The following is a 23,328-nucleotide window of genomic DNA, read 5'->3' on the forward strand; positions in this document are numbered from 1 at the left end:
ACGACATTTCGTGGGTACTCACAAAATTAACCGTCAATAGAACGTTTAACTTCAATAATTTCGAAAACTTCAATCATATCGCCTACACGAACATCGTTGTAGTTCTTAACGCCGATACCACATTCCATACCGTTACGAACTTCATTGACGTCATCTTTAAAGCGACGTAGTGACTCTAGCTCACCTTCATAAATAACCACGTTATCACGTAATACGCGGATTGGGTTATTACGTTTGATAGTGCCTTCAGTGACCATACAACCAGCAACCGCGCCGAATTTCGGTGATTTAAATACATCACGAACTTCTGCAAGTCCAATAATTTGCTGTTTGTACTCAGGCGCTAACATACCGCTCATAGCTTGTTTGATTTCATCAATTAAGCTATAGATAACAGAGTAGTAGCGTAAGTCAACACTTTCACTTTCAATTACGCGACGAGCAGAAGCATCTGCACGTACGTTGAAGCCTAAGATGATAGCATTCGATGCCGCAGCTAATGTTGCGTCAGTTTCAGTGATACCACCTACACCAGAACCGATGATTTTAATTTTAACTTCATCAGTCGACAGCTTCATTAGAGAGTCGGTAATTGCTTCACAAGTACCTTGTACGTCGGTTTTCAGAACGATGTTCAGCTCAGACACTTTACCTTCTTCCATGTTAGCAAACATGTTTTCCAGTTTAGATTTCTGCTGGCGAGCTAATTTAACATCACGGAATTTACCTTGACGATACAAGGCAACTTCACGTGCTTTTTTCTCGTCACGTACAACGGTAGCTTCATCACCCGCTGAAGGTACGTTAGATAAGCCTAAGATCTCAACAGGCATTGAAGGGCCTGCAGACTGAACTTCTTTACCTAATTCGTTACGCATTGCACGAATACGGCCATATTCGAAACCACACAGGACGATATCGCCTTTGTTCAGTGTACCTTCTTGAACTAAGATTGTTGCAACTGGGCCACGACCTTTGTCTAAGTACGACTCAACAACGACACCACTTGCCATGCCTGCATATACCGCTTTCAGTTCTAAAACTTCAGCTTGCAGCAAGATAGCATCGAGCAACTCGTCAATACCGGTACCTTTCTTAGCAGAAACACTGATGAACTGAGTATCACCACCCCAGTCTTCAGAAATAACACCGTACTGAGACAGCTCATTTCTAACGCGGTCTGGGTCAGCTTCTGGTTTATCAATTTTGTTTACTGCAACAACAATTGGTACACCCGCTGCTTTCGCATGCTGAATAGCTTCAATTGTTTGTGGCATAACACCATCGTCTGCAGCAACAACCAGAACAACGATATCCGTTGCCTGAGCACCACGAGCACGCATTGAAGTAAACGCGGCGTGACCTGGGGTATCTAAGAAGGTAATCATACCCTTATCAGTTTGTACGTGGTAAGCACCAATGTGCTGAGTAATACCACCCGCTTCACCTGATGCCACTTTCGTTGAGCGAATGTAGTCAAGTAGAGAGGTTTTACCATGGTCAACGTGACCCATAATGGTCACAACTGGCGCACGTGGCTCTTGAAGTGCAGAACCTGTATCACGGTCATTCATTACCGCTTCTTCTAATTCGTTTTCACGACGCAGAATAACTTTGTGACCCATTTCTTCTGCAACTAACTGTGCAGTTTCTTGGTCAATCACTTGGTTGATAGTCGCCATTGCGCCCATCTTCATCATCGTTTTGATGACTTGAGAACCTTTTACTGCCATTTTATTAGCAAGTTCACCAACAGTGATTGTTTCACCAATCACAACATCACGGTTAACCGCAACTGCTGGTTTAGTAAAGCTTTGTTGTAAAGAACTACCTTTACGTTGCTTACCTTTGCTGCGACCCGAACGGCCTGCGGCACGTTCTTCTTCGCGATCTGCTTTTTCAGAAAGTTTATTACCTTTCTTCTGGCGAGGTGCTTTTGCAGTACGATTACGTGAACGACGGCCTTCTTCTTTCTCATCACTTTCATCTTCAGCTGCACGAGCGTGCGTTGAAGTTGTTGTGTGATAATCGCTGTCTTCTTCAGTTTTCGTTTCAGCAGTCCACTTTTCACCGTTTTCTTCTGCCATTTTGCGTGCTTCTTCAGCTACGCGACGTGCTTCTGCTTCAACTTTGCGCTGAGTTTCTTCTTCAGCTTTACGTTTTAGCTCCGCAGCTTCAGCTTCACGGCGTTGTTTGTCGGCATTACTTTCTACAGCTTTGCCTGGTTTTTGTTGATTTTCGCTTGGTTTCACTTTTTCTCTTTCCGCTGCTTCGCGCGTAGCTTTATCTGCTGCTTCACGTTTTGCTTTCTCTTCGGCTTCACGTTTTGCCTTTTCTTCCGCTTCACGTTTAGCTGTTTCTTCTGCTAATCGTTTTGCTTCTGCTTGACGTTGTGCCAGTTCTTCAGCTTCGCGCTGTGCCTGCTCTTCCGCTTCACGCTGCGCCTGCTCTTCCGCTTTTGCTTCTTCAGCATCACGGTTCACATAAGTGCGTTTTTTGCGGACTTCGACATTTACCGATTTGCTTTTGCCACCGGTGACGGGGACACTCAGCGTACTACGAGTTTTGCGCTGTAGTGTCAATTTGCTTGGCTGACCCGCTACCCCGCCTTGTTCACGGTTTAAATGGTTCAGTAAAGCTTCTTTTTCTGACTGGCTAACAGAGTCATTCTCACCTTTTTTGATCCCTGCTTCAGCAAATTGCTGTACCAGGCGATCAACTGTGGTTTGAATTTCCGTTGCCAATGTTTTTACAGTTTCTGTCATGCCGTTCCTTCCTGCTACAGTGTTTACGCATCGTTACCGAACCAGCAAATATTACGTGCGGCCATGATGAGCGTACCTGCTTTCTCATCATCCAGACCTTCAATATCAATCAGGTCGTCGATGCCCTGCTCAGCAAGATCTTCCAGTGTACAGATTCCACGAGTAGCCAAATTATAGGCAAGAGTACGATCCATACCTTCAAGATTCAATAAATCTTCTGCTGGCTGATTATCACCTAGGCTCTCTTTTTGAGCCAATTCTATTGTGGTGAGGGCCGCTTTCGCTCTTTCACGTAGAACTTCAACAGTCTCTTCGTCAAGACCATCAATTTCCAGAAGTTCATTAATAGGCACGTAAGCCAGTTCTTCTAACGTCGAGAAGCCTTCTTCAACAAGTGCAGTGGCAAACTCTTCATCAATATCAAGATGCTTGGTGAATGTATCAATAGAAGCATGTGCTTCTGCCTGATGTTTTGCATTAAGCTCTTCTGCGGTCATGACATTTAATTCCCATTTGTCATCACCACGGTGTTTTTTCAGTAACTGAGCTGCCAGACGAACGTTTTGACCGTTACGTCCAATGGCTTGTGCCAAATTACTACTTTCTACGGCAACATCCATCGTACATTTGTCTTCATCGACTACGATAGATGCAACATCAGCCGGAGCCATTGCATTAATAACGAATTGAGCTGGGTTATCATCCCATAACACAATATCAATTCTTTCGCCGCCTAATTCACTAGAAACGGCTTGAACACGTGCACCACGCATACCAACACAAGCACCAACTGGGTCGATACGCTTGTCATTAGTTTTAACTGCGATTTTTGCACGAGAGCCTGGGTCACGAGCAGCGGCTTTGATTTCAATAATTTCTTCGCCGATTTCTGGCACTTCAATGCGGAATAATTCAATCAGCATTTCAGGGCGAGAACGCGTAACAAAAAGTTGCGCGCCGCGTGCTTCAGGACGAACATCATACAGGACTCCGCGGATACGGTCACCTGGACGGAAGTTTTCACGTGGCAACATATCTTCACGCAGAATAACGGCTTCCGCGTTATTGCCTAAATCTAACGTGATATTTTCACGATTAACTTTTTTCACCTGAGCAGTGATAATTTCACCTTGTTGCTCACGGAATTGGTCAACAACCATCGCACGTTCTGCTTCGCGCACTTTCTGTACGATAACTTGTTTAGCTGTTTGGGTAGTAATACGGTCGAATACAACAGATTCAATTTGATCTTCGACGTACTCTCCAAGCTGGAGCGCTGGGTCTTCATACTGAGCCGCTTCCAACGTAATTTCACGCGTTGGCATTGTGACTTCTTCCACAATTAACCAACGACGGAACGTGTCGAAATCACCTGATTTACGGTCAATTTCCACACGAACATCAATTTCTTGCTCGTATTTCTTTTTAGTCGCCGTCGCTAATGCAGTTTCCAGAGCCTCGAAGATTTTTTCACGAGGGAGGGATTTTTCGTTAGAAACCGCTTCTACAACAGCCAGAATTTCTTTATTCATCCTAGTTGCCTCATTGAACTTTATTAAAAGTGGGGTACCAAGTTAGCTTTCTGGATGTTGCCGAGGGCGAACACCTCATCCTTACCATCTACAGTAACCGTAATCATTTCACCGTCTATGGCCTTAATAATTCCTTGCCACTTACGGCGGTTCTGCATTGCTATACGCAAAGTCAATGCCACCTCTTCCCCCATAAAACGCTCATAATGCGCAATGGTGAATAATGGACGTTCAAGCCCTGGTGACGATATTTCCAGGTTATAAATGACAGAGATTGGATCTTCAACGTCCAATACTGCACTGACCTGATGGCTGACATCAGCACAATCATCAACAGTGATGCCTTCTTCACTATCAATGAAGACACGCAGTGTTGATGTACGGCCACGGACAAACTCTAAGCCTACAAATTCAAAGCCTAGCGCCTCCACAGGTGCTGAGATCATCTCTGTTAATTTCTGTTCTAATGTGGACAAGCCCACCCCCAGACATAAAAAAAGGGCTATAAAAGCCCAGTTAATTCGATTGTCAAATAACAAAAAACCCCGAAATTCGGGGCTTTATGCAACTGGACCCTGTAGTGCACGGGTTCACCATATTCTTATTATACCTGTAAAATCTAGAGAAATCGATGAGAAATTTTGAGAGCTGTTAGATAACTGCACTTGATTACTACACCGGATAACTACTATAGACCACGATACTGACAAGGTATGTTGAATAAGAAATGGTTGCGGGAGCCGGATTTGAACCGACGACCTTCGGGTTATGAGCCCGACGAGCTACCAAGCTGCTCCATCCCGCGTTCGAAAGCGTGTCATATTCTACACAGATAACCTGTAAATCACAAGCATCTTAAATAATGGTGCCGAGGACGGGACTTGAACCCGTACGCCCGTTTTGTAGGCACTACCACCTCAAGGTAGCGTGTATACCAATTTCACCACCTCGGCACTGAGGCGAGGTTATCAATATTCAATCAATAACCTCAAATTTTAACTTCTTGCTCATCGCTGAGCTTACTACTTAATGATGGCATTAGTTGCCTTCATTCGGAATCTTTCACACTTAACGAGGGATATCGCTCGTTGGTGTAGCTGGTGCTGCCGGAACGTCTGTTGGTTGCTCGACTTTTGTAGGTTCACTAATGTTTTCCCACTTACTACCACTACCAGTTCCGTACTTGTTGGCGGTCATGTTGCCAAGTATTAAACTGATGATGAAAAACACAGCAGCCAAGATTCCAGTCATACGGGTCATGAAGTTACCTGAACCCGATGAACCAAACAGTGTTGCAGAAGCGCCCGCACCGAATGAAGCTCCCATGTCAGCACCTTTACCTTGCTGTAACATAATCAGACCAATAAGCCCGATAGCCGCTAGCAAGAAAATAATTAAAAGAGCTACATACATTTGAGTTACCTATTCAGTTGCGGTGCATAGCCTAATGCTATGACCTTTATCACTGCACACCTGCTCATTTCGGCCGTAAAGAAACACTCTTACGGGATTGAGCAGGTGCGAATACTAACCAAAGCTGAGCCGACAAGCAAGTCTATTTTAATTCCATTTGATTATTTGCAGAAAAAAACAACAAATCATCAAAATATCGCTCAGCTTCACCAATAACAACTTAGCCAGCTGCTTTTACTGCATCAGCAATATGGTTTGCCATTGCAGTCACATCAGCTTCGTTTTCACCTTCAACCATAACTCGGATTAATGGCTCTGTTCCTGATTTTCTCAGTAATACGCGGCCTTTTCCTGCCAATTGTTTTTCAACTTCTTCGTTCGCTGCAACAACTGCATCACTTTGTAATGGGTCGTGTTGGCCTTTGAAACGTACGTTAACTAGCACTTGTGGTAATAATTTCATACCACTGCATAAGTCATGTAGGCTCATATGGTTACGTACCATAGCGCTTAATACCTGCAAGCCTGCAACAATCCCATCACCAGTGGTCGTTTTATCTAATAAAATCACGTGGCCTGAGTTTTCAGCCCCCATGCGCCAACCTTTTTCCTGTAATTTTTCGAGAACATAGCGGTCGCCCACTTTTGCACGCTCAAAAGGAATTCCTAGCTGTTTTAGGGCGATTTCTAACCCCATATTACTCATTAATGTTCCCACTACCCCACCTTTTAACTGGCCTTGGCGTAGCGCTTCACGAGCAATAATGAAGAGAATTTGGTCACCATCGACTTTTTCACCGAGGTGATCGACCATAATAATGCGGTCACCATCACCATCAAATGCTAAACCGACATGCGCTTTTTCTTCCAAAACTTTTTGTTGTAACTGGCGAACGTCTGTAGCGCCACACTCTTCGTTGATGTTGATTCCGTTAGGATCGCAACCGATAGTGATGACTTCTGCCCCTAACTCACGGAACACATTTGGTGCGATGTGGTAAGTAGCCCCATTAGCACAATCAATGACAATTTTTAAACTTGCAAGGCTTTGTTCGTTCGGGAACGTACCTTTACAAAATTCAATATAACGGCCGGCAGCATCTACAATACGGTTTGCACGACCTAATTCAGCTGACTCAACGCAGGTGATCGGCTTTTCCATTTCAGCTTCAATGGCTTCTTCGACTTCATCAGGCAGCTTAGTCCCATCAATTGAGAAGAATTTAATCCCATTATCATAATATGGGTTATGAGACGCTGAAATAACAATTCCCGCTTCTGCGCGGAAAGTACGTGTTAAATAAGCAACCGCTGGCGTTGGCATTGGACCTGTGAAAGATGCGGATAAACCCGCTGCTGCTAAGCCCGCTTCTAATGAAGATTCCAACATATAGCCAGAAATACGCGTATCTTTACCAATAATAATTTTACGTGAACCATGACGAGCGAGGACTTTCCCTGCCGCCCAGCCTAATTTTAAAACAAAATCAGGGGTAATTGGGCTATCACCCACTTTGCCACGAATACCATCAGTACCAAAATATTTACGGTCGCTCATACGCTTATTTTTCCTTTTCTGACAGAGTCATCTGTACCACTTGCATCGCTTGCACGGTTTCTTTGACATCATGAACTCGAATGATGTGTGCCCCTTGCATCGCAGCAATCACTGCACAAGTTAGGCTGCCTGCGAGGCGTTCTTGTGGTGGAACATTCAATAATTGTCCAATCATAGATTTACGTGACATCCCTGCCAATAGCGGTAGTCCGAAATTATGAAATTGTTCTAAGTTTGCCAATAACTGGTAATTATGCGACAAGTTCTTACCAAAACCAAAGCCTGGATCAAGGATAATTTGTTGCCTCTCTATCCCTGCGCTCACACACCGGGTGATTTCAGCATCAAGATAGTCTTTTACCTCACGCACCACATTTTCATAATTTGGCGCTTCTTGCATCGTTCTTGGCTGGCCTTGCATATGCATAATACAAACGGGTAAACCTGTTTTCGCGGCGACGACTAATGCGTCTGGCTCATGTAGAGAACGAATATCATTGATGATATGCATACCTGCGTTTGCTGCTTCCGCCATGACTTGGGCTTTAGAGGTATCGACTGAAATCCATACATCAAAACGCTGGGCTATTGCTTCAACAACAGGAATAACCCTATCAAGTTCCTCATTCACAGAAACTTCGGCAGCCCCTGGACGGGTAGATTCACCACCAATATCAATGATAGTCGCACCGTGTTCCACCATTTTTGCCACATGTTCAAGCGCATCATGATAACGATTATGAGTGCCACCATCTGAAAAGGAATCAGGAGTGACATTCAAAATCCCCATCACCTTAGGTGTGGATAAGTCAAGGACACTGCCTCTCGCTTTGATTTGCATTGTTATTTTTCCTTAACGAAAAAAACCCCAGCGAACTGGGGTCTTAATATTTTATTTCACGACCGCTTATTGTGGTTTGCTGTCGTTATTATCTGATGGGTTTGATTCATCAGCATTATTACTATTATTTGTGTTATCTGGCTCTTCAGACTGTGGTTTTTCCGCTGTAGGTTCCGCTTTTGGCGCACCTGTACCGAACGAACCAGTGACATTACTCACTTTTTTGTCTTCATCCCAACCTGCTGGCTCACGCACTGGACGGCGGTTCATCAGGTCATCAATCTGTGGCATATCAATGGTTTCATATTTTAATAATGCATCTTTAGTCGCATGCAGAATATCAATATTGTCTTCCAATGTTTTGTATGCCAGTTGATAACAGTGGTCCAGAATTTTTTTAATTTCTTCATCGACAATACGTGCTGTCTCATCAGAAATTCCTGAACCATTACCTGAAGAGCGACCTAAGAACGCTGGGCCTTCTTCTTTCGAATACTGCATTGGGCCTAAGCGGTCAGAGAAGCCCCACTGAGTCACCATGTTACGCGCCGTATTCGTCGCAAACTGAATGTCGGAAGAAGCACCCGTTGTGACTTTATCGCGACCATAAATCAGTTCTTCTGCAATACGACCTGCATATGCCGTTGCAATCATACCTTCGAGCTTCAAGCGGCTACGACTGACTTCATCACCTTCTGGTAAGAAGAAAGCAACACCTAACGCTTGCCCACGCGGAACGATCGTGACTTTGTGAACAGGGTCATGTTCTGGCATTAAATGACCGATAATCATATGACCACCTTCATGGTAAGCCGTTGATTCTTTTTGCTCTTCGGTCATCATCAGAGAACGACGCTCTGCACCCATCCAAATCTTGTCACGCGCTTTTTCAAACTCAACCATAGAAACAACACGCTTATTCGCGCGAGCAGCAAACAATGCGGCTTCGTTCACTAAGTTTGCGAGTTCAGCACCTGAAAATCCAGGTGTTGCACGTGCAAGAATGAAAGTATCTACACTTGGGTCAATAGGAACACGACGCATATGTACTTTCAGAATTTGTTCACGGCCACGAACGTCTGGTAAGCCAACGACTACCTGACGGTCAAAACGACCTGGACGTAATAAAGCAGGGTCAAGTACGTCAGCACGGTTAGTTGCTGCGATAACAATGATCCCCTCATTACCTTCGAAACCGTCCATCTCAACTAGCATTTGGTTCAGTGTTTGTTCACGCTCATCGTGACCACCACCAAGACCTGCACCACGTTGACGACCTACAGCATCGATCTCATCGATAAAGATGATACAAGGCGCTGCTTTTTTCGCTTGTTCGAACATGTCACGAACACGAGAAGCACCCACCCCCACAAACATTTCCACAAAGTCAGAACCGGAAATGGTGAAGAATGGAACTTTTGCCTCACCAGCGATAGCTTTTGCCAGTAATGTTTTACCTGTTCCTGGAGGCCCTACCATCAGTACGCCTTTTGGAATTTTACCGCCAAGTTTTTGGAAACGAGCAGGTTCACGTAGAAACTCTACGATTTCGCCCACTTCTTCTTTGGCTTCATCACACCCAGCAACGTCTGCAAATGTTGTTTTGATCTGATCTTCTGTCAGCATGCGGGCTTTACTTTTGCCAAATGACATTGCCCCCTTGCCGCCACCGCCTTGCATCTGGCGCATGAAGAAAATCCAGACACCAATCAACAGAAGCATTGGGAACCAGGAAATAAAAATAGATGTCAGTAAGCTAGGTTCTTCTGGTGGTTCACCAACAACCGTCACATGCTTATTTAGCAAAGTGTCTAACAGCTTCTCATCCTGCATAGGAAGATAAGTTGTATAGCGGCTATTATCAGCCTTTCTGACGTTCAATTCACGACCTGTGATACGAACTTCACGTACCTGATCCTGGGCTAACTCATTGATAAACGTAGAATAATCAACTCTGCGACTATTCGAATCGCTTGGGCCAAAACTCTGGAACAAGGACATCAGAACAACTGCGATGACTAACCAGAGAATCAGGTTTTTCGCCATGTCACTCAAGGGATTAACCTCATATTACAACTGTGTTAACAAATAACGCTCAGGGTACTACAGTTTTAGCCCTGTCGCTACAATGTATACTTCACGTGACCGTGCGCGCGAAGATTCGGGTTTACGAACTTTTACTTTCGTAAACAGGGAGCGGATATCCCTAAGGTAATCGTCAAAGCCTTCTCCCTGAAACACTTTAACAATGAAACTCCCCCCAGGCGCCAATACAGCACGGCACATATCCAAAGCTAATTCAACTAGATACATAGAGCGAGGAATATCAACCGCTGGTGTCCCACTCATATTTGGAGCCATGTCAGACATGACCACCTGTACTTTTTTGTCGCCAACGCGTTCTAACAAAGCGGCGAGAACGGCTTCATCGCGAAAATCCCCTTGCAGGAAATCAACGCCAACGATTGGGTCCATCGGCAATAAGTCACAAGCAATAACCCGCCCATTATGACCTATTTGGCTAACAACGTATTGCGACCAACCACCAGGGGCTGCTCCTAAATCAACAACGGTCATACCTGGTTTAAAAATTTTATCACCTTGCTGGATTTCTTCCAGCTTAAACCATGCACGTGAGCGTAGCCCTTTTTTTTGTGCTTGCTGAACATATTTATCACTAAAATGCTCTTGCAACCAGCGACTTGAGCTTGCCGAACGTTTTTTATTGGCCATTGTGCTTTCCAACTATACTAAAAGAACTTCACCTAACTTGCTGCTTCTTTACCATCAAAAAGATATAATTGATGGTGATAGATATCAGATGGCGGTAGAATAAGCCATTTTCAATACTAACCAAGCAAAAAATCAATGAATCTTAATAAAAAACAAATTCAGCACCTAAAAAGTCTCGCTCACCATTTAAACCCTGTTGTTATGATCGGCAACAATGGTTTAACCGAAGGTGTTTTGGCTGAGATTGAACTCTCATTAGCACATCATGAGCTTATCAAAGTCAAGATCGCAGGCGAAGACCGTGATACTAAAAATTTGATCGCTGATGCGATTGTTCGCGAAACTGGTGCAGTAAATGTACAAATTATTGGTAAAATTCTTGTTATCTACCGTCCTTCGGCAGACCGCAAAATCATTTTACCTAAATAATCCCCCATCATTTATATAAAAATGCCATTGAAAGCATGTTTTATATGATGAAAAAGGCCGCCTGCGGCCTTTTTCTTTAAATCAGGGAAATAATATAACCAATTCAGGGAAATAGGAATCAGATATACTCAACTTTAAGAATTTCGAACTCGACATCACCACCTGGGGTTTTAATCGAGACCGCATCATCAACTTCTTTACCCACTAAACCGCGTGCTATCGGTGAGTTCACAGAAATCAGATTGATCTTAATATCTGCTTCATCATCACCAACAATACGATACGTTAGCTCTTCGTCAGTATCAACATTCAATACTGTCACAGTCGCGCCAAAGATAACACGACCGTTATTGACCATTTTAGTTACATCGATCACTTGAGCGTGAGAAAGTTTCCCTTCGATTTCTTGAATACGGCCCTCACAGAAACCTTGTTGCTCACGTGCTGCATGATATTCTGCATTTTCTTTTAAGTCACCGTGCTCACGCGCTTCTGCAATAGATGCAATAATTTCTGGGCGACGGACAGATTTAAGGAATTCTAGCTCTTCTCTTAGCTTATCCGCACCAAGTACCGTCATCGGGATCTGTTTCATTAATAAATACCTCGGTTCAATCCTATCTAAAAACAAGTATCTTCCTGATTTTGTAACAACAGTACACCGAACACCTGCGTAAAACCGGGGGTGTTCTAGTAAAAAAACGCAATCAGACTTATGTACTCATTTATCTTATCATAATGTACGCTATTTTAACTGAGACTTAATAACGGGTCACCGTTTACTTTCTTGGGCATTACACTTTAGTATGTATTATATGTCCACCCTAATGCGTGAAATATATGTCATTATTAACTTTAACCAGAAAATGGATAATCTCTTTAGGAATTACCTTAGCTAGTACGCAAGTTTTTGCGATTCCTATTGATGAATACAAACAATATTTACCTGATGGCACTAACCTTGCTCTGGTCGCGCAAAAAGTGGGAAGTAGCACCCCATTAATTGATTATAATGCACAGCAAATGGCATTACCTGCAAGTACACAAAAGGTTGTGACCGCTCTTGCTGCCCTATTGCAACTGGGGCCAGATTACCGTTTTGTCACCAATTTTGAAACTGATGCAAAACTTAGCAACAAAACGCTGACGGGTGATTTAGTGATCCGCTTCAGTGGTGACCCGACATTAACCCGCCAACAAATTCGCAATATGGCGAATGCATTAAAGCAGCTTGGGATCCATAAAGTTGACGGCGATCTCGTCGTTGATATTTCTGCTTTTACTAGCCATGACAAAGCACCGGGATGGGTTTGGAATGATATGACCCAATGCTTTAGTGCGCCACCCGCTGCGGCTATCATTGACCGTAACTGTTTTTCAGTTTCTCTTTACCCTGCTGAAAAAGCAGGAGATTTTGCATTCATTAAGGCGGCTAGTTTTTACCCTGTCAATATGTTCAGCGAAGTCAAAACATTACCTAAAGGTTCCCCTGAAGCGCGCTATTGCGAACTTGATGTCGTTCCTGGTGAACTGAACCGCTACACCCTAACAGGTTGTTTAACTCAACGCAGCGAGCCCTTGCCACTTGCCTTTGCGGTACAAAATGGAGCGAGTTACTCCGGAGCAATTGTTAAAAATGAGTTAACCACCGCGGGTATTGAGCTAACTGGCCATGTGAAAAAACGCACATTTCCTGCGGCTCAATCACAAGTATTAGTCAAAACCGAATCTAAGCCACTACATGACTTGTTGAAAGTGATGCTCAAAAAATCCGACAATATGATAGCGGATACCGTTTTTCGTACCATTGGGCGTGAATATTATGGTGTTCCGGGAACTTGGCGTTCAGGATCCGATGCGGTAAGACAAGTGCTGAAGCAAAAAGCGGGGATCGACCTTGGTAATACCGTGATGGTAGATGGATCGGGATTATCTCGCCATAATTTAATCACCCCAGCAACCATGATGGAGATCTTGCAGTTTATCGCTAAAAATGATCAACAACTCGATTTTATTTCTATGCTTCCACTTGCCGGCCATGATGGCACTTTACGTTACCGTGGTGGTTTTGATGAGGCGGGTGTGAATGGTAAAGTTTCCGCCAAAACGGGAGCATTACAAGGTGTTTATAATCTCGCTGGTTTTATCACAACCGCCAGTGGTCAACGTGTGGCTTTTGTGCAATTTATCTCTGCTTATGCGGTACCACAGAGCCAGCAACGTACACGTCGAGTACCATTAGTGCGATTTGAAAGCCGTTTGTATAAAGATCTGTATCAGAAAAACTGATCATACGCGATTTAGACAGTAAAAAGGCGCTTTCGCGCCTTTTTACATTTCTAAGATAAACTATTTTTGATAAATAATTTCGACACCTTCGTCGTCATCTTCATCCCAATCATCATCCCAGTCATCATCAAAATCTTCAGTACCAGAAAGTTGTTCTTTGTGATAATCATCCCACATGAATTCAACTTTTTCAGGTTGCTGTGTATCTTCAGTCGTTGCCATATCACGCGGTTGAGTATTCATAAATTCCATGATATCCCAACACAGTGCTTTCACACCTTCGTGGTTAACTGCTGAAATCATATAGAATTTATCTTCCCAGCCCATCGCTTTGGCAATTTCTGCTGCGCGCTGTGCTGATTCCTCTTCACCTAAGATATCAATCTTATTGAAGACTAACCAACGTGGTTTTGCTGCCAGCTTTTCACTGTATTTTTCTAACTCACTGATGATGATCTTCGCATTTTCGACAGGATCAGACTCATCAATAGGGCAAATATCAATCAGGTGAAGTAAGACACGACAACGTTCTAAGTGTTTCAGGAATTGGATCCCAAGGCCTGCACCTTCCGCTGCGCCTTCGATCAACCCTGGAATATCCGCAACCACAAAGCTTTGTTCGTTATCCATACGCACGACACCCAAGCTTGGGACTAAAGTGGTAAATGGATAATCAGCAACTTTTGGTTTTGCTGCTGACACTGAACGAATAAAGGTAGATTTACCTGCATTCGGCATACCAAGCATACCAACATCTGCTAACAGCATCAGTTCTAACAGTATTTCGCGAGTTTCCCCTTTTGTCCCCATGGTACGTTGACGTGGAGCACGATTCACTGAAGATTTAAAACGGGTATTTCCAAGCCCATGGAAACCGCCTTTAGCGACCATATGACGTTGATCATGACGAGTCATATCACAAAGTACTTCATTGGTCCCTAAATCGCGTACACGCGTTCCTACAGGCACTTTAACTGTGATATCTTGACCCCGTTTACCTGTACATTCACGGCTTTGGCCATTCTGGCCGCGCTCTGCACGAAAGGATTTTTCAAAACGATAGTCGATTAGCGTGTTGAGGTTTTCGTCTGCTTGTAAGTAAACGTCCCCACCATCGCCACCGTCACCACCGTCCGGTCCCCCTTTAGGGATGTATTTTTCACGGCGGAAGCTGACACAACCATTGCCACCATCTCCTGCCACGACCAATATTTTGGCTTCATCTACAAATTTCATAATTCTCTCTCCGCTTCTGAGCCGCATAACGCTGGATGGCTGTTCTACTCAGAGATGGTGCATCTTTAATACGTGTGTAGTTCATTAAAGATCAAATATCTGAATATAAAAAGCCCCGCAAAAGGTTTTTGCAGGGCTTTAATTCTGAATTAAAGGTCAGAAAACTTATTCAGCTTCGATGCTGATAAATTTACGATTGTTTGGACCTTTAACTTCAAATTTAACTTTACCGTCCGCTAATGCGAACAGAGTGTGGTCACGGCCACAACCTACGTTGTTACCTGCGTGGAACTTAGTACCACGTTGACGAACGATGATGCTACCTGCTAATACAGCTTCACCACCAAAACGTTTAACACCTAAACGTTTTGCTTCTGAGTCACGACCGTTACGAGTCGAACCACCAGCCTTTTTGTGTGCCATTAATCTGCTCTCCTAAATCTTAAGCGATGACAGTGATCTTAACATCAGTGAACCACTGACGATGACCCTGTTGTTTACGGCTATGTTTACGACGACGGAATTTGACGATTTTAACTTTTTCGCCACGACCGTGTGCAACCACTTCCGCTTTCACTTTAACGCCTTCAACGACAGGAGCGCCAATTTGGATCTCATCGCCATTAGCAACCATCAGAACTTGATCAAATTCAACAGTTTCACCTGTTGCGATGTCCAGCTTTTCTAGGCGGACAGTTTGACCTTCGCTAACTCGGTGTTGTTTACCACCACTTTGGAAAACCGCGTACATATTAACTCCGCTTTCCGCGTACCCGCTAAATATTTCAATTCCAGAGCACGCTATAAAATATTCACAATAGGGCGCGAATTCTACGCAAAAAAGCAGCAGAACACAAGCCAATAATGCGGTTAGATGACAAAAAATACGACTTTTTTCTCAATAACCGTTTTTGAACGTTGATTTTGTCCCTATTCACTCAATTGTTACTTATTTAAACATTTTTTGCATCACACCTGATAATCTTATAATTAATAATGTTATGCTAGAAAGATAACTGTTCTATCGGTCTCCCAACTTTTTATTTCGGGAATGAACCAAAAACTAATAATATGAATAAATTAAGATGAATTTAGAATCTATTATTGAACTGACAACTGAGGATATGTCAGCGGTAAACGAAGCCATCCTCAGTCAATTGAATTCAGATGTTGCGCTAATTAACCAGCTTGGTTATTACATCGTCAGTGGTGGCGGTAAAAGGATCCGGCCTATGATCGCAGTGCTTGCTGGTCGATCCTTAGGTTACTCGGGTCATAAACATACCCAAGTTGCTGCATTGATCGAGTTCATTCATACAGCAACTTTGCTGCATGATGACGTCGTTGATGAGTCCGATATGCGTCGCGGAAAGCAAACTGCAAATGCTGTTTTTGGTAATGCAGCGAGTGTCTTAGTTGGTGATTTTATTTACACTCGATCATTCCAGATGATGACGGATCTCGATTCAATGCGGGTGCTAAAACTGATGTCTGAAGCGACGAATGTGATCGCTGAAGGGGAGGTTTTGCAATTGATGAACTGCAACGATCCTAACATTACTGAAGAAAACTATATGCAAGTGATCTACAGTAAAACCGCACGTCTTTTTGAAGCAGCAGCCCATGCATCTGCGATTTTAGCCAATGCGACACCAGAGCAAGAAAAAGCACTACAAGATTATGGTCGTTATATTGGGACAGCTTTTCAGTTAATTGACGATCTACTCGATTATGATGCAGACAATGCTCAGCTGGGGAAAAATACGGGGGATGATTTAGATGAAGGTAAGCCTACACTTCCCCTACTTCACGCGATGCAAAATGGTAATGAAGAAGAGTCAGCATTGATCCGCCAAGCGATTGAACAAGGCAATGGGCGTCATCTGTTAGATACTGTTCTTGCAACTATGAAACGCTGTGGTTCCCTTGAATATACTTATGCAAGAGCCCAAGAAGAAGCACAAAAAGCGATTGATGCCTTAAATGTAATTGAAGATTCAATTTATAAAGATGCATTGATCGGCTTAGCTTATATCGCAATCCAACGCCATTCTTAGTCACTAGAAAAGGCAAAACAGGTCAAGAAAAGGGGAAACGCTATTTTTCCCCTTTGTCTTCTTCATCGATTTGCGCAAGCAGTGACGACAAACCATAACGCAGGATATATTTCACTATTTTATTGCGCTCAGACTCTGTCAATTGATAATACGCTTCTGACCAGATCTGTAATGCATCTGTTCTTTGACTTTGGTAAGTTACCGAAGGCTCATGCAGGCTAAGTTGCCCTTGGATTTCCCCCGGTAAGCTTTCATAATAATACTCAACAGCCTTACCTTGCACCCCTCTTTTACGGCGGTTTTTCCAGCCTTCTCGTCTTGCCATTAGGTTAATTCCCTGGGGTGATGTCGGGAGTCCTTCTAACCCAGCTAATTCTTTGGCAGTGAACCACAATTTTTTCATTTTTCACTTCACACTTATATTATGAAACCTGCTGTTGCAGCTTTACTAAAATGTCATCTGTTAAAAAATTTTTTAAATTCAATATAATATTATTTTTATATATTAATTATTTACACCTTAAGTAATTGTAAATTATTTATTATTAATTAAATCAATTAGTGCTAATGTGCCTTCACGCATAATAAATGTCAGGATAGTGTCTCGTTCATCATTAGAAAGCTGGTTATAAGCTTCCTGCCAAATAAAGGCATTATCATTTCGTTTTACTTGATAAGGAGATGAAGTTTCGTTAGCAAACTGCCCCTCAAAAATATCGATAGGTAAAGAACTAATATGGTACTCCAACGCTTTGCCTTGAATACCTCGCCTTTTACGGCTTACCCAGTTTTCACGCCTTGCCATTGCATTAATACCTTGAGTTGTCATGGGAAGCCCTTGTAACCCAAGCAGCTCTTTTGCCGTTAGCCATTCCTTGTACATGCTGACCCTCCTAGTCATGATGACAATTTAATTCTCAGTTGTTGAAAACTATCTATATTTTCTCAAAATCTCATTAACTCATTCGTTTTATTTATGCCTATAAATAATAATATACAAATTATATTTGTTATTAGCATTCTAATTTCTTTTAATAACAGACAATTAAATAATTTACTCACTAATAATTTAACTAATTTTATTAACTAATCTAGATATATTACGAGTACGAGTAAAAAGTAGCATTAAATATGCCATTTCTATCCCTAACTAGAAAGAGTTAGTTTTAACATCAAAGTTTTATCCTAATTCACAGTTATTCATTCTGACTTTCTATTTAATTTCATAAAAACCACGATAGTTTCATAAAATGAATTTTTAAGAAAAAATCAGAAATTATTTTAGGAAATTTCTGTTATTTTATTTCCAATAACTAAACGGATGTACTGAATGTATCATAATTTTCGGTTACTCGTACCACTAACTCTACATGATTCTAAGTGAAAAAAGGACTAAAAAATGATTTTACGGAAGTCGGACTGGCACCCTGCAGATATCATTGCAGCTTTACGTAAGCGTGGGACAACTCTTGCCGCAATTTCGCGCGAGGCAGGACTAAGCTCTTCAACGTTAGCAAATGCACTATCACGCCCTTGGCCTAAAGGGGAATGGATTATTGCCAATTTCTTAGCGATCCACCCCGCTGAAATTTGGCCAAGTCGTTATTATGACCCAATTACAGGGGATTTATTAGAAAGAAAAGTCAGAGTAAAAACACCAGCAGAAGATTAAAAATTGAATTGATATAATTATAACGCCGTGAATAATAAATCAATTTATTCACGGCATTATCCTTAGATGGCTCTCCAATAAAGAACGGTCTTGTTTATTTCATCCGAGAAAAACCGTCAGCGAGATCTTGTTTTAAGTCATCTAAATTTTCTAAGCCAATCTGCAGTCGTAATGTCGGTCCACCAGGGTTCCAATTAGTCACAGTTCGATATTCAGCACAATTAAATGGAATAATTAAGCTTTCAAAACCGCCCCATGAATACCCCATACCAAAAATTGATAAACCATCCAGCATTTTTGCAATATCTGTTTGGGTATATTTAGGGTCAAGTACAATGGAAAACAGCCCCGATGAACCAGTAAAATCCCGCTTCCAAATTTCATGGCCTGGGCAATCAGCAAATGCAGGATGTAAAATACGAATCACTTCGGTTCGTTCTTGCAGCCAATGTGCAATATTTAAAGCTCTTTCTTGAGCTTCTTTTAAGCGAATAGGTAAGGTTCGCAAACCCCGCAATGCAAGAAAACAGTCCTCTGCTCCCGGCAACATGGCCATGTAATCATAAGTTTCACGTAGTTTCGGCCACCACGCTTGATTCGCCGAGACAATTCCCATTAGCAAATCAGAATGGCCGCCTAAATATTTGGTGCCTGCTTCCAGCGAGATATCACAACCCAGTTCATGAGCTTTAAAAAATAAAGGTGTCGCCCATGTATTATCAATAATCGTCGCAATGTCATGGCGTTTTGCAACCTCAACAATTGCAGGCACATCTTGAATTTCAAAACTTTGAGAACCTGGAGATTCTAAAAAAATTGTGCTGGTATTTGGCGTTACCAGTTTTTCAATGTCAGCACCAATCATCGGGTCATAATAGGTTGTGATGATCCCCATTTTATCCAACAGACCATGACAAAACTTACGTGTTGGCCGATAAACACTATCAGGCATTAATAAATGATCACCTGTTTTCAATGTTGTCAGCAATGCCAACACAATCGCGCCTAAACCAGATGGTGAAAGCACCGTCCCTTCGGCTCCAGCAAGAGCGGACCAAGCTTGCTCCAATTGCTTAATTGTTGGCGTGCCCGCTGTACCATAATTAAATTCCGCCCTATCATTGATTAAGGCATCAACAGTTGGAAATACGACCGTCGAACCGCGATAAACGGGAGCATTTACAAAACCAGCTTGCTTAGCAGGGTCTCTCCCTAGCTGGGTGACTTGTGTATCAACATGAAATTCAGATACCGCTTTTTTCTTCATGAGATCCTCTCAACAACATCATTATTTATTCGAAAAATTTAAAGAATGGAGATAGGCATAACAGCACACCAAAGAAAATGATGAACCACACTGTTGGGCCTTTAAATTTGTGTAATGCCGGAACTTTGTAAACCAGATAGCAAGGAATTAAGCAAGAAACGATACCAAATAATGGACCGCCAAGTTGCATGAAAAACAGAATAGAAAACCGTGTTGAAACCCAAAACCACAGTGCAATGATAACGCCTAAGCATACCCCATAATGTAGCACAGTTTGGTTAATGCGTTCTTCAGGAATAAATCGACTCAATAGATTGACAACAATGCCTTTTATTGCTTCTTGGAAGCCTAAATAAATTCCTAAGAATGCCGTCAAGATTGCAAAAATATTGAGTAATGCGGTCATCACTTTCACTATTGCCCCAGGTATCACTTGAGCAGCAATCGCTAATGCTGAAATATTTTGTTCAAAGGCCGATACGGCTTGCTCATGGCTAATTGAGAAAGTAAAAGAAAAAGCAAAAAACAAGACTGCAACGGCGAGAATAATATACGCAACACGGTTAGCGCGTATTGCTCGGTATGTCGCGATACGCTTATTACTTTCTATTTTACGATACGCAATGTTCATGGGGCTCAATATTTGCACAAACAATATAGAAAATAAGGTAAATGGTAGTGTTAAAAAAACATCTCTCATAAATGGGAGAAAATCAGGAAATGCTGTGATATTGGCAAAATTCCAATATGGAACCATCACTATACCAAGCAGTACGATAATACCGAATTTTACAATAACCATTGGACCAGAGACTTTAAACAGTAACCGCTCCCCTTGTGCAGCAATTGCGACTAATACTGAAATAATAATCAACCCATACCAAACAGAATCAGATAATAGCCCTTCCGTTAATCCAAACGTTTTAATGTAAGAAGCACTATCGAAGGTGACCGCCAGCGAGTAAGAGAACATTCCATGCAATAACATCAAAAAATAGGCAATCCCTAATGCTATCCCCCAGTTTTTACCTAAATATTGTGTAATAACACTGGCGTAGTCATTACATTCTTCAGATTCAGATAATGTTCTGAGATATAAATTTTGTAGCCAATAAATTGCTGGATAAGAAAGTATTGTTGCAGCAATAAAGACCCAAATACCTTTGATACCAATTTGCACAGGCATAAAAACAATCCCTGAACCAATTGCCATACCAATGCATAAAATAACCCAACCAACATCATATTTTGTAAAGGGGATCTTTTTTGTATTAATCGGATTATCTGCACTTGCCTGAATACTATTAGACATAGTCTATTCCTCAACGTTATAGATTTAATTATTAAAAAAGTTAGGAACAACAATATTGTGTAGAAGCTACATTTTTTTTTAAAACTGGTGTGGCATGAGTAAACTGCGATAAATTCACAATTATAGTATGCTGGAATAAACGGGTTTAATAGGGCATGACAATGCTAATAAATAAAAACACTTTTGCGTTTAAAGCAAAAATTGACAGCTACGCGATTTTTCGGCATTTAGAGTTATTCATCAAAATCGTCGAGTGTAATAGCTTCAGCCTGGCTGCAAAGAAGCTGAATGTAACGCCATCATCAGTTAGTCGAGGCCTTCAACAACTCGAAGATCAATTGGGGGTTGTACTCCTAAAGCGCACAACGCGAAATTTTATTTTAACAGACGCAGGGCGCTATTTATTGCAACGATCGCAAAACTTATTGGCCGATCTCGATGACTCACTGGTCAATACCGCCAGCTTCTATCAACATGCTCAAGGGCAATTAAAAATTACCTGTTCTATTGCATTTGGAGTTTGTCATTTAATGCAAATATACAGTGAATACCGAGAAACCAATCCTAAAGTGAGTTTGTCTGTTGACCTTAATGACGAACTTATTAATTTAAATGAAGTTGATTTCGATATTGCATTACGAATTACCAGCCACCCACCTGAAAACTTTGCATTACGGAAAATTTGTAATATTAATTGGGTATACTGTGGAAGCCGTACTTATTTCGAACGATATGGTATTCCTCAATCCCCTGCCGATATTGCATCACACAATTGTTTAATTAATCCAAATATTCCTGACACCTGGCGCATGACGGATAAAGACGGTAGCGCATATCCTCTAGAAATTAATAATATGATTGAGGTAAATAGTAGTTTAGGGTTATTAGAGGCAGCACGCTGCCATCAAGGTATCGTTTGTTTACCTACTTATATGCTAGGCAATTATATTGAAAACGGAGAGTTGCTCCCTGTCTTATTGGATTATGACCCTAAATCCACCCCATTTGCCCTATATGCTTTATACCACCCAGCCCATACACACTCACCTAAAATCAGGACATTTATTGATTTTTTAGTAGAGAAAATACCATCAGATCCGCATTGGGACCATTGGATGCGACAGCATGCTTCATGATGACTTACCCAATAAAAAAGGTTGAGTTCTAAACGAAACTCAACCCTTCACATTCACTATTAGGAAAAATTAATTGGCATTAGCCATTAATGAATTTTTCACCTAATTCGATATCTGCTTTTAATACATCTAGCATGTCTTTCAGCGCTTTCTCTTCAAATGCGCTTAATTTACCGATTGGTAAATGCTTTTCGATACCGTTTTTACCTAAAACAACTGGTTGTGCGAAGAAGCGAGCGTGTTCACCATCACCTTCAGTGTAAACACATTCAACTACATTGCTTTCGCCTTGGAGACCACGAATTAAAGATAAACCTAAACGTGCGGCTGCTTGGCCCATAGATAAAGTTGCAGACCCGCCACCCGCTTTCGCTTCAACGACTTCTGTACCTGCGTTTTGAATACGTTTGGTTAACGCGGCAACTTCCTCATCAGTGAAGCTAACACCTTCAATTTGAGATAACAATGGCAGAATAGTCACACCTGAGTGGCCGCCAATAACAGGCACTTCAAGGTCATTAACATTTTTGCCTTTCAGCTCAGCAACAAACGTATTAGAACGAATGATATCTAACGTCGTCACACCGAATAAACGGTTTTTATCGTATACTCCTGCTTTTTTCAGGACTTCCGCAGCGATAGCAACGGTGGTATTCACTGGGTTAGTGATAATACCAATCAATGCCTTAGGGCAGGTTTCAGCAATTTGTTGGATCAGATTACGGACAATACCCGCATTGATGTTAAATAAGTCAGAACGATCCATACCTGGTTTACGTGCAACACCCGCAGAAATAAGAACAATGTCAGCACCTTTCAATGCAGGTTTTGCATCTTCGCCGGCAAAGCCTGTCACTTTAACATCAGTTGGGATATGGCTTAGGTCAGCAGCAACACCTGGAGTAACTGGTGCGATGTCGTAGAGGGAGAGTTCTGAACCTGCTGGGAGCTGGTTTTTGAGAAGAAGGGCGAGAGCCTGACCGATACCACCTGCTGCACCTAGGACTGCAACTTTCATTCTGAAACTCCTTAATTTGTACTTTAAAAAGATATCACTTTATTTGTTATACACTTAACACATTACGTAT

The 23,328-nt window shown here is 42.2% G+C and carries 22 protein-coding genes and 2 tRNA genes; 5 read left to right on the forward strand and 19 right to left on the reverse strand.

The window, feature by feature from the left end:
* Positions 1-26: 26 nt before the first annotated feature.
* The 10 genes from infB to rlmE all read right to left on the reverse strand — a co-directional run bounded on the left by infB (position 27) and on the right by rlmE (position 10,842).
* Positions 27-2,765 (reverse strand): translation initiation factor IF-2, encoded by a 2,739-nt coding sequence (infB, locus tag PZ638_RS19025; protein WP_096864329.1) that lies wholly within the window; start codon positions 2,763-2,765, stop codon positions 27-29.
* Positions 2,766-2,788: 23 nt separating this feature from the next.
* A complete protein-coding gene (gene nusA, locus PZ638_RS19030) occupies positions 2,789-4,297 on the reverse strand; it encodes a transcription termination factor NusA (RefSeq protein WP_004905898.1) in 1,509 nt (502 codons plus the stop codon).
* A 23-nt stretch (positions 4,298-4,320) separates the two neighbouring features.
* Positions 4,321-4,773 carry a ribosome maturation factor RimP gene (gene rimP / locus PZ638_RS19035; protein WP_036958775.1) on the reverse strand — a complete coding sequence of 151 codons (453 nt, stop codon included), beginning with the start codon at positions 4,771-4,773 and terminating at the stop codon, positions 4,321-4,323.
* A gap of 252 nt (positions 4,774-5,025) precedes the next feature.
* Positions 5,026-5,102, reverse strand: a tRNA-Met gene (locus PZ638_RS19040).
* 58 nt (positions 5,103-5,160) lie between these two features.
* Positions 5,161-5,250: transfer RNA gene (locus tag PZ638_RS19045), tRNA-Leu, on the reverse strand.
* 115 nt (positions 5,251-5,365) lie between these two features.
* Positions 5,366-5,710 carry a preprotein translocase subunit SecG gene (gene secG / locus PZ638_RS19050; protein WP_004905902.1) on the reverse strand — a complete coding sequence of 115 codons (345 nt, stop codon included), beginning with the start codon at positions 5,708-5,710 and terminating at the stop codon, positions 5,366-5,368.
* Positions 5,711-5,930: 220 nt separating this feature from the next.
* The gene (gene glmM, locus PZ638_RS19055) at positions 5,931-7,268 is read right to left on the reverse strand and encodes a phosphoglucosamine mutase (RefSeq protein ID WP_004905906.1); all 1,338 of its coding nucleotides are present in this window, start codon (positions 7,266-7,268) and stop codon (positions 5,931-5,933) included.
* A gap of 4 nt (positions 7,269-7,272) precedes the next feature.
* Positions 7,273-8,109, reverse strand: a complete 837-nt coding sequence (gene folP / locus PZ638_RS19060; protein WP_094961651.1) for a dihydropteroate synthase — start codon at positions 8,107-8,109, stop codon at positions 7,273-7,275.
* A 66-nt stretch (positions 8,110-8,175) separates the two neighbouring features.
* Positions 8,176-10,155, reverse strand: a complete 1,980-nt coding sequence (gene ftsH / locus PZ638_RS19065; RefSeq protein ID WP_094961652.1) for an ATP-dependent zinc metalloprotease FtsH — start codon at positions 10,153-10,155, stop codon at positions 8,176-8,178.
* A 57-nt stretch (positions 10,156-10,212) separates the two neighbouring features.
* Entirely contained in the window at positions 10,213-10,842 is a 630-nt protein-coding gene (rlmE, locus tag PZ638_RS19070) for a 23S rRNA (uridine(2552)-2'-O)-methyltransferase RlmE (protein ID WP_004905912.1), read from the reverse strand.
* A gap of 135 nt (positions 10,843-10,977) precedes the next feature.
* Between rlmE and yhbY the strand changes: the two genes are divergently transcribed.
* Complete coding sequence (gene yhbY / locus PZ638_RS19075) at positions 10,978-11,271, forward strand: ribosome assembly RNA-binding protein YhbY (protein WP_004905914.1); 294 nt, start codon at positions 10,978-10,980, stop codon at positions 11,269-11,271.
* 118 nt (positions 11,272-11,389) lie between these two features.
* Here yhbY and greA read toward each other — a convergent pair whose 3' ends face one another.
* Positions 11,390-11,866 (reverse strand): transcription elongation factor GreA, encoded by a 477-nt coding sequence (gene greA, locus PZ638_RS19080; protein WP_004905916.1) that lies wholly within the window; start codon positions 11,864-11,866, stop codon positions 11,390-11,392.
* Positions 11,867-12,111: 245 nt separating this feature from the next.
* Here greA and dacB point away from each other — a divergent pair, with 245 nt between their 5' ends.
* Positions 12,112-13,560 (forward strand): serine-type D-Ala-D-Ala carboxypeptidase, encoded by a 1,449-nt coding sequence (gene dacB / locus PZ638_RS19085; RefSeq protein ID WP_272674591.1) that lies wholly within the window; start codon positions 12,112-12,114, stop codon positions 13,558-13,560.
* A gap of 60 nt (positions 13,561-13,620) precedes the next feature.
* On the opposite strand, the gene cgtA is transcribed toward dacB, so the two are convergent.
* The 3 genes from cgtA to rplU all read right to left on the reverse strand — a co-directional run bounded on the left by cgtA (position 13,621) and on the right by rplU (position 15,547).
* On the reverse strand, positions 13,621-14,796 hold the full coding sequence (gene cgtA / locus PZ638_RS19090) for an Obg family GTPase CgtA (protein ID WP_036958779.1): 1,176 nt from the start codon (positions 14,794-14,796) through the stop codon (positions 13,621-13,623).
* Between the two features lie 165 nt (positions 14,797-14,961).
* Positions 14,962-15,219 (reverse strand): 50S ribosomal protein L27, encoded by a 258-nt coding sequence (gene rpmA / locus PZ638_RS19095; RefSeq protein ID WP_004905922.1) that lies wholly within the window; start codon positions 15,217-15,219, stop codon positions 14,962-14,964.
* Positions 15,220-15,238: 19 nt separating this feature from the next.
* Positions 15,239-15,547, reverse strand: coding sequence for a 50S ribosomal protein L21 (gene rplU / locus PZ638_RS19100; protein WP_004905925.1), 309 nt, complete (start codon positions 15,545-15,547; stop codon positions 15,239-15,241).
* A 334-nt stretch (positions 15,548-15,881) separates the two neighbouring features.
* Here rplU and ispB point away from each other — a divergent pair, with 334 nt between their 5' ends.
* Entirely contained in the window at positions 15,882-16,853 is a 972-nt protein-coding gene (gene ispB, locus PZ638_RS19105) for an octaprenyl diphosphate synthase (RefSeq protein WP_096864332.1), read from the forward strand.
* Between the two features lie 40 nt (positions 16,854-16,893).
* Here ispB and PZ638_RS19110 read toward each other — a convergent pair whose 3' ends face one another.
* Positions 16,894-17,256 (reverse strand): DNA-binding protein, encoded by a 363-nt coding sequence (locus PZ638_RS19110; protein WP_004905928.1) that lies wholly within the window; start codon positions 17,254-17,256, stop codon positions 16,894-16,896.
* 132 nt (positions 17,257-17,388) lie between these two features.
* Positions 17,389-17,736 (reverse strand): DNA-binding protein, encoded by a 348-nt coding sequence (locus PZ638_RS19115; protein WP_004905929.1) that lies wholly within the window; start codon positions 17,734-17,736, stop codon positions 17,389-17,391.
* A 516-nt stretch (positions 17,737-18,252) separates the two neighbouring features.
* Here PZ638_RS19115 and PZ638_RS19120 point away from each other — a divergent pair.
* Positions 18,253-18,525, forward strand: coding sequence for a helix-turn-helix domain-containing protein (locus tag PZ638_RS19120; RefSeq protein WP_004905930.1), 273 nt, complete (start codon positions 18,253-18,255; stop codon positions 18,523-18,525).
* 94 nt (positions 18,526-18,619) lie between these two features.
* Here the strand turns inward: PZ638_RS19120 and metC are convergent, their stop codons facing one another.
* A complete protein-coding gene (gene metC, locus PZ638_RS19125) occupies positions 18,620-19,792 on the reverse strand; it encodes a cystathionine beta-lyase (protein ID WP_094961656.1) in 1,173 nt (390 codons plus the stop codon).
* Positions 19,793-19,817: 25 nt separating this feature from the next.
* Entirely contained in the window at positions 19,818-21,005 is a 1,188-nt protein-coding gene (locus PZ638_RS19130) for an amino acid permease (RefSeq protein WP_232062811.1), read from the reverse strand.
* A gap of 260 nt (positions 21,006-21,265) precedes the next feature.
* Here PZ638_RS19130 and PZ638_RS19135 point away from each other — a divergent pair, with 260 nt between their 5' ends.
* Complete coding sequence (locus PZ638_RS19135) at positions 21,266-22,240, forward strand: LysR family transcriptional regulator (RefSeq protein ID WP_004905935.1); 975 nt, start codon at positions 21,266-21,268, stop codon at positions 22,238-22,240.
* 79 nt (positions 22,241-22,319) lie between these two features.
* On the opposite strand, the gene mdh is transcribed toward PZ638_RS19135, so the two are convergent.
* Complete coding sequence (gene mdh, locus PZ638_RS19140) at positions 22,320-23,258, reverse strand: malate dehydrogenase (protein ID WP_004905937.1); 939 nt, start codon at positions 23,256-23,258, stop codon at positions 22,320-22,322.
* Between the last annotated feature and the right edge of the window lie 70 nt (positions 23,259-23,328).

This window comes from Providencia hangzhouensis, from assembly GCF_029193595.2.
Classification (GTDB): Bacteria; Pseudomonadota; Gammaproteobacteria; order Enterobacterales; family Enterobacteriaceae; genus Providencia; species Providencia hangzhouensis.